The sequence below is a fragment of the Nonomuraea sp. NPDC059194 genome (assembly GCF_042754765.1).
Lineage (GTDB): Bacteria > Actinomycetota > Actinomycetes > Streptosporangiales > Streptosporangiaceae > Nonomuraea.
This window is the reverse complement of sequence record NZ_JBHZBH010000009.1, coordinates 217,406-224,083: the sequence shown is the minus strand read 5'-3', so window position 1 is coordinate 224,083 and position 6,678 is coordinate 217,406. Positions and strand designations below refer to the sequence as shown.

Here is a 6,678-nt window from a genome sequence, read left to right as displayed (position 1 = left end):
TCTGACGGACTGGATGAGACGAGCGGAGTGACGGGAGACTGTCACGCTCCGTTCTGTGGGAGCCCGGAGGTGAGACTCCTCCGGGCCACCCGGCGGCTCCCGCCCCCGTCCCGCCCCCGTTGACGCGCACCGGTATCCCCGAGCGATGAATCATGATGGGGGCAGAGATCGGCAAGTTGGCCAGAATGCCCACCGCGGCTCAGGCCTCACCACCGGTGTCGGTCTCTTGATGCCTATGGGATCAGGAACTTGTGGTCGGGTCTCTGGGACGCCAGCGGGAGTTCCTCGACCCGCAGGCCAGAGAAGATCAGGGTGAGGTCGTGAGCGTTGGTTTGGATCCGGGCTTCATGGAAGTCGATGCCGATCGCCGCGGCCCAGTTCCGGGCGGCTGGTGAGTCGGCGATGAGCATGGCTCCGGGGTAGAGGACCTCCCCAGACGTAGCCGTCGAGGTCGACACCGGTTTCGTAGGTGATGAGCCGGTCAGCTGCACCGGATCCATGAACGCAGTTCTACCCGACGTGATCTTCCGGGTTCCACATCCAGCGTGATCAGGGCGCCGATGCCGCTGCCGTAGGCGTGAGCGGGTCAGGCCAGGCGGTGGCGGCCGCCGCTGACGCGCATCGGCTCGAACGGGATCGACTCGCCGCGCTCGTCACGGCCGCGACGCGACTGCATCACCCTGGCCGCCAGCACCGCCGAGGCCAGCAGCACCGCCGTCAGCGCCGTCCCGAGCACGTCGGAGTCGGGTTCGCTGGGCCGTACGACCTGGCCGCCGATGCGGTCGGACAGCTTCTCGGAGAACGGCCCCGGCCACAGCAGCTCCACCCGGGGGTCGTCGGGGTCCACGGGCGCGGGCTCGGCCGGGGTGATCGTGTCGGTGTTCTGCATGAGCTGCGGCCGGTTCATGGGCGGGTCCTGCGGCTCGACGGGCAACGTTCCCGCGTCCTTGTGCCGCTTGGCGGGCGTGGCGGCGGGGGAGGGGCTCGCGGTGGGCTTCGGCGCGGCCGAGGAATCGGGTGAGGACTCGGGCGAGGCCTCGGAGTCGGTGACGGGGCTGAGCACACCCTGGCCGTCACAGGCCAGCACCGGCAGGCAGACGTCGTCGAGCGTGCTGGACACCAGATCGTCTCCGTCGCGCTTGGGCGGCGGCTGCTCGGCGGGCTCGTCGCGGGTGCCGCCGGTGGAGCGGGTGGGCGTGGGTGCGGGCTTGCTCGTGGGCGCGATCTCGCCCACGGGGGCCAGGACGGTGCCCGTGGCCTGGTCGACCCCGTCGGTCACCGGGGCCAGGGAGTTGCCGGTGACACCATCGACCACATCGGTGACGCCGTCGACCAGGTCGCACACCCCGTTGGTCACGCCGGACAGCAGCCCGCCGCCGCGCTCGCAGTCACGCGCCTGCGTCTGCGCGGAGGCGGCACTCATCGGAAGCGCGGCCAGCGCCAGCGCGAGGAGGCCGGCCGAGACCGCGGTTCTGCGGCGTCCTACGCCCATCTACCCCTCCTGTGTCGTACGCCCGATGAACAGCTTTGTGGAGTCAGGGCCGATTTCCACGCAAAGTTACGATTCGATATCGACTAGTGATACGCGAGGGTGACTCTCGTTCTGTTCGCCTTCCATGCGCTAGGGAGCCTCCCGTGCGCTGAAGAGCCTCCGATGCACAAAAGATCACGAGGGGACAGCCTACTCACCTTGATCGTCTCTCAGTCGAGGGAGGAGACGTCGTCCAGCGCCTCGCGGATCTCGCGGGGCAGCACCACGTCCTCCGACAGCAGGATGCCGCTCAGCTGCGTGTGGGTGCGGGCGCCGACGATCGCCGAGGAGATGCCCTGCTGGTCGCGCACCCACGACAGAGCCACCGACAGCGGGGAGACGCCCAGCCCCTCCGCGGCCGTCGTGACCGACTCCACCACCCTGCGGCAGCGCTCGTCCAGGTAGGGGCGGACGAAGTCGGCGAAGTGCGGGGTGGCGGCCCGCGAGTCGGCCGGGATGCCGGTGCGATACTTGCCGGTCAGCACCCCTCTGCCCATGGGCGACCAGGCCAGCACCCCCGCGCCCACGTGCTCGGCCGCCGGCAGCACCTCGCGCTCGGGATCGCGGGCCAGCAGGGAGTACTCCACCTGCGCCGCGGTGATCGGGATCCGGCCGGGCGTCGCACGCTGCGTCACCGCGGCCGCGGCCAGCTGCCACCCGGTGTAGTCGCACACGCCCGCGTAGACCGCCCGGCCGGAGGCGACGATCGCGTCGAGGGCGGCCAGCGTCTCCTCCAGCGGCACCTCCGGATCGTAGGTGTGCAGCTGCCACAGGTCGACGTAGTCGAGGCCGAGCCGGGTGAGCGAGGCGTCGATGGCCGCGATGAGGTGGCGCCGCGAGGCGTCGCGTGGCCGCCGCGCGGCGGGGGTGAGCACGGCCTTGGTGGAGATGACCAGCTCCGAACGCGGCACGGCGTCCTTCAGCAGCCGGCCGAGCAGCCGCTCGGCGTCGCCACCGGTGTAGACGTCGGCCGTGTCGATCAGGTTGCCGCCCGCCTCGGCGAAGGTGCGCAACTGGGCGGCCGCGTCCTCGGCGTCGGTGTCCCTGCCCCAGGTCATCGTGCCGAGGCCGAGACGGGACACCGAAAGACCGCTCCGACCGACATAGCGTTGTTCCATGAAGCTCTGGCGCTCCCGTCTGTCGATCTCGGCCAGGAATTCGGCCAGGCTATCGTCCGCCCAGGCAAAGAAATGTGATCGACGCCTGCAAGACTTGTCTCATGGCGACCGTCCTCCTGGCCAGACACGGCCTCACCGCTCTGACCGGTCCCGTCCTCGCCGGCTGGACTCCTGACGTTCATCTCAGCGACGCCGGAGGCGCGCAGGCCAAGGCGCTGGCCGAACGGCTCGCGGAGGTACGGCTGGACGCCGTCGTCTCCAGCCCGCTCGAACGCTGCCAGGAGACCGCGCAGGCCGTGGCCGAGGGTCGCGAGCTGGAGGTCCAGACCGACGACAGGTTCGGCGAGTGCGGCTACGGCGAATGGACCGGGCGCCCGCTGACCGAGCTGGCCAAGGAACCCCTCTGGCAGGTCGTCCAGTCGCATCCGAGCGCGGCCGTCTTCCCCGGCGGGGAGGCGCTGGCCGACGTGCAGCACCGGGCGGTGGCCGCGGTGCGCGACTGGAACGCGCGGCTCGGGGAGAAAGGCGTCTACCTGGCGTGCACCCACGGCGACGTGATCAAGGCGATCGTCGCCGACGCCCTCGGGCTCCACCTCGATCAGTTTCAGCGCATAACCGCTGATCCGGCCTCTGTGACGATCATTCGATATACCCCCTTGCGTCCCTTTGTTCTCAGGCTTAACGATGTGGGGGAATTGCGGCTTCCCGAGGGTTCGGAGGAGAAAGACGGGGGAGAAAACATCACCGGGAGCGATGCCGCCGTCGGCGGCGGATCAGGAACCACGTAAGGTCGGGCTATGCCGGTCTTCGACTACGACCCACCAGAGAGGTTCGTGGCGGGTGCCTTGGGGCAGCCGGGGGCACGGATCTTCTTCCTGCAGGCCAGGGCCGAGGGCAGACTGACCACGGTCGCCCTCGAGAAGCTGCAGGTCGCGGCCCTCGCGGGCAAGCTCGAGGAGCTGCTCGACGAGGTGCTCAGACGCAGTGGGGGCGCCGCCCACGTGCCGGCCGTCGCGCCCTCCGACCTGCTCGACAACGCCCCGCTCGACCAGCCGATCACCGAAGACTTCAGGGTCGGCACGATGGCGCTGGCCTGGGACCCCGACCGCGACCAGGTCATCGTCGAGGCCCAGGAGATCACCGACGAGGAAGACCCGGAGGCGCCCGAGCCGTACATGCTGAGGGTGCACATCAGCGCGGCCACGGCAAGGGCCTTCTCCCACCGCGCGCTGGAGATCGTGGCGCAGGGCCGCCCGCCCTGCCCGCTGTGTGGTCAGCCACTCGACGCCGACGGCCACATCTGCGTGCGCCTGAACGGCTACCGCGGAGGTGAGGTCGCCACGTGAGCGTGCCCGAGCGCGAGCTTGAGGATCTCCGCTATGACGAAGAAGCCGCACTCAGGCTGCTCAGGGACGGCCGGCTGGAGGTGGCGGGCCGCCTGGTCGAGGCGACCAACATGACCCTCTACTGCGGCATCACGCTCGACGGCCGCGCGGCGGCCTGCGTCTACAAGCCGGTACGCGGCGAACGGCCGCTGTGGGACTTTCCCGACGGCACGCTCGCCGCCCGCGAGGTCGCCGCCTACGAGGTGTCCAGGGCGACGGGCTGGCACATCGTGCCGCCGACGGTCTACCGCGAGGGCCCCTTCGGCCCCGGCATGTGCCAGCTGTGGATCGACACCGACCAGGACATCGACCTGATGAGCCTGGTCCGCAGCCGCCACCCCGCGCTGCGCAAGATGGCGGTCTTCGACGCGGTCGTCAACAACGCCGACCGCAAGGGCGGCCACCTGCTGCCCCTGCCGGACGGCGAGACCATCTACGGCGTCGACCACGGCGTCTGCTTCTCCGCCGACGACAAGCTCCGCACCGTGCTGTGGCAGTGGCGGGGCAAGACGCTGCCGCGCGAGGCCGTCGGCGTGCTGGCCAAGCTGGAGCGTGACCTCGACTCGGGGCCACTCGGCCGCCGCCTGCGCGAGCTGCTCACCCTCGCCGAGGTGGAGGCCACGTGGATGAGGGTCAGGCGGCTGCTCGACACCGGCGTGCACCCCTACCCCTCAGAAGACTGGCCCGCGATCCCCTGGCCACCCATCTAACCCGCATGGGTAGTCTGTCCGCGTGTGTACGGTCATCGTGCGGACTGGTGAGCCGCTGACGCTGCTGGGCATCCGCGACGAGTTCGCCGACCGGCCGTGGGAAGGCCCGGGCGAGCACTGGCCCGACTATCCCGGCGTCGTCGGCGGGCGTGACCTCAAGGCGGGCGGCACGTGGCTGGCGGCCCGGCCGTCCCACGACCGCGTCGCCGCGCTGCTCAACGGGCGCGGCGCGCACGCCGACGAGCGGACCAGGATCTCCAGGGGCGAGCTGCCGCTGCGCGCCGTCGTCGCGGGCGGCATGCCCGAGGTCGACCTGCCCCGCTACGACCCCTTTCACCTGGTGGTCGCCGACCGCTCCCTGGCCCGCATGTGGTCGTGGGACGGCGACCGGCTGACGGCCGCCGACCTACCCGAGGGCACCGCCGTCATCGTCAACAGCGGCCGCGACGACGACCCGAAGGCGGTCGAGCTGCGCCCGCTGTTCGCCGCCGCCGACGACTGGCACGAGCTGGTCGAGAAGGCCACCGTACGGCACGAGCTGCCCGACGGCCGCCGCTACGCCTCGCTGTCGGCCACGCTGATCACCATCGGGGCCGGAGGGCTCGGTTACGAGTTCTCCGATCTCAACAGGTGGAATGCGGTGCGCCTGCCTCGCGTTGATCGTGGTGTTTCCCGAGACGGATAAGGTCAAAAGCATGCGATCGTGGTCTGCCCCTGATGTTCCCAGCCTGCCCGGCACCGCCGTACCTTTGAGGTTGTATGACACCGCGGCGCGCCAGGTGCGGCTGACCGAGCCGGGACGGACCGCCAGGATGTATGTGTGCGGGATCACACCCTACGACGCCACGCATCTCGGTCACGCCAACACCTACCTGGCCTTCGACCTGGTGAGCAGGGTGTGGCGGGACGGCGGGCACGAGGTCCACTTCACGCAGAACGCCACCGACGTCGACGACCCGCTGCTGGAGCGGGCCGAGCAGACCGGCCAGGACTGGCGCGAGCTGGCCGAGCGCGAGATCGAGCTGTTCAGGACCGACATGCGGGCGCTGCGCATCCTGCCGCCGCGTGAGTACGTCGGCGTGACCGAGGTCGTCGGCCAGGTCGCCGACCTGATCGAGGAGCTGGCCGCCAAGGGCGTCACCTACAGCGTCGACGGCGACGTCTACTTCAGCGTCGCCGACGCGCCCAAGTTCGGCGAGGTGTCCGGCTACAGCCGCGAGCAGATGCTGACGCTGTTCGGCGAGCGCGGCGGCGACCCCGACCGGCCGGGCAAGCGCGACCCGCTCGACTGGCTGCTGTGGCGGGCCGAGCGGCCAGGCGAGCCCTCGTGGCCCTCCGCGTTCGGGCCCGGCCGCCCCGGCTGGCACGTGGAGTGTACGGCGATCGCCCTGGCCAACCTGGGCGCCGGATTCGACGTCGCGGGCGGCGGCTCCGACCTGATCTTCCCCCACCACGAGTGCGGCGCCTCCGAGGGCTACGCGGCCAGCGGCGAGTGGCCGTTCGCCAAGTTCTACACGCACGCGGGCATGGTCGCGCTCGACGGCGAGAAGATGTCGAAGTCGCGCGGCAACCTGGTGTTCGTCTCCAAGCTGAGGGCCGAACACGACCCGATGGCCATCAGGCTGGTGCTGCTGGCCCACCACTACCGCGCCGACTGGGAGTACACCGACGACCAGCTGGCCGCGGCGAAGGAGAGGCTGGAGCGGTGGCGGGCCGCGGTCGCGCTGCCGTCCGGGCCGGCGGCGGGCAAGCTGCTGGCCACGGTGCGCGAGCGGATGGCCGACGACCTCGACGCGCCGGGCGCGCTGGCCGCCGTCGACGCGTGGGTGGCCACGGCGCTGGCCGAGGGCGGCCCCGACCCCGCGGCTCCCGGCCTGGCCCGCGACCTGACCGACGCGCTGCTCGGCGTCGCGCTCTGAGAAGGCCGCGCTCCA

At 70.9% G+C, this 6,678-nt stretch carries 8 protein-coding genes; 5 read left to right on the top strand and 3 right to left on the bottom strand.

Annotation, left to right across the window (positions count from 1 at the left end; all coding sequences use genetic code 11):
* Nucleotides 1-233 precede the first annotated feature (233 nt).
* The 3 genes from ACFXJ8_RS15115 to ACFXJ8_RS15105 form a co-directional block, all read right to left on the bottom strand.
* Complete coding sequence (locus ACFXJ8_RS15115) at nucleotides 234-410, bottom strand: hypothetical protein (RefSeq protein WP_379644465.1); 177 nt, start codon at nucleotides 408-410, stop codon at nucleotides 234-236.
* Between the two features lie 176 nt (nucleotides 411-586).
* Entirely contained in the window at nucleotides 587-1,492 is a 906-nt protein-coding gene (locus ACFXJ8_RS15110; protein ID WP_379644464.1) for a hypothetical protein, read from the bottom strand.
* Between the two features lie 209 nt (nucleotides 1,493-1,701).
* The gene (locus tag ACFXJ8_RS15105; protein ID WP_379644463.1) at nucleotides 1,702-2,649 is read right to left on the bottom strand and encodes an aldo/keto reductase; all 948 of its coding nucleotides are present in this window, start codon (nucleotides 2,647-2,649) and stop codon (nucleotides 1,702-1,704) included.
* Nucleotides 2,650-2,750: 101 nt separating this feature from the next.
* Here ACFXJ8_RS15105 and ACFXJ8_RS15100 point away from each other — a divergent pair, with 101 nt between their 5' ends.
* The 5 genes from ACFXJ8_RS15100 to mshC are packed head-to-tail and all read left to right on the top strand — an operon-like array spanning nucleotide 2,751 to nucleotide 6,663.
* The gene (locus tag ACFXJ8_RS15100; RefSeq protein WP_379644462.1) at nucleotides 2,751-3,437 is read left to right on the top strand and encodes a histidine phosphatase family protein; all 687 of its coding nucleotides are present in this window, start codon (nucleotides 2,751-2,753) and stop codon (nucleotides 3,435-3,437) included.
* 9 nt (nucleotides 3,438-3,446) lie between these two features.
* Complete coding sequence (locus ACFXJ8_RS15095; RefSeq protein ID WP_379644461.1) at nucleotides 3,447-3,995, top strand: DUF3090 domain-containing protein; 549 nt, start codon at nucleotides 3,447-3,449, stop codon at nucleotides 3,993-3,995.
* Nucleotides 3,992-4,744, top strand: a complete 753-nt coding sequence (locus ACFXJ8_RS15090) for an SCO1664 family protein (protein WP_379644460.1) — start codon at nucleotides 3,992-3,994, stop codon at nucleotides 4,742-4,744. Before ACFXJ8_RS15095 ends, ACFXJ8_RS15090 begins: the two co-directional genes overlap by 4 nt.
* 22 nt (nucleotides 4,745-4,766) lie before the next feature.
* Nucleotides 4,767-5,429, top strand: coding sequence for an NRDE family protein (locus ACFXJ8_RS15085; RefSeq protein WP_379644459.1), 663 nt, complete (start codon nucleotides 4,767-4,769; stop codon nucleotides 5,427-5,429).
* Between the two features lie 10 nt (nucleotides 5,430-5,439).
* Nucleotides 5,440-6,663, top strand: a complete 1,224-nt coding sequence (gene mshC / locus ACFXJ8_RS15080) for a cysteine--1-D-myo-inosityl 2-amino-2-deoxy-alpha-D-glucopyranoside ligase (RefSeq protein ID WP_379644458.1) — start codon at nucleotides 5,440-5,442, stop codon at nucleotides 6,661-6,663.
* Nucleotides 6,664-6,678 lie beyond the last annotated feature (15 nt).

What these genes read in the sequence shown, in the direction of transcription:
- ACFXJ8_RS15115 (WP_379644465.1), bottom strand. Translation starts at nt 410, where the DNA reads ATGCTCATCGCCGACTCACCAGCCGCCCGGAACTGGGCCGCGGCGATC.
- ACFXJ8_RS15110 (WP_379644464.1), bottom strand. Translation starts at nt 1,492, where the DNA reads ATGGGCGTAGGACGCCGCAGAACCGCGGTCTCGGCCGGCCTCCTCGCG.
- ACFXJ8_RS15105 (WP_379644463.1), bottom strand. Translation starts at nt 2,649, where the DNA reads ATGGAACAACGCTATGTCGGTCGGAGCGGTCTTTCGGTGTCCCGTCTC.
- ACFXJ8_RS15100 (WP_379644462.1), top strand. Translation starts at nt 2,751, where the DNA reads ATGGCGACCGTCCTCCTGGCCAGACACGGCCTCACCGCTCTGACCGGT.
- ACFXJ8_RS15095 (WP_379644461.1), top strand. Translation starts at nt 3,447, where the DNA reads ATGCCGGTCTTCGACTACGACCCACCAGAGAGGTTCGTGGCGGGTGCC.
- mshC (WP_379644458.1), top strand. Translation starts at nt 5,440, where the DNA reads ATGCGATCGTGGTCTGCCCCTGATGTTCCCAGCCTGCCCGGCACCGCC.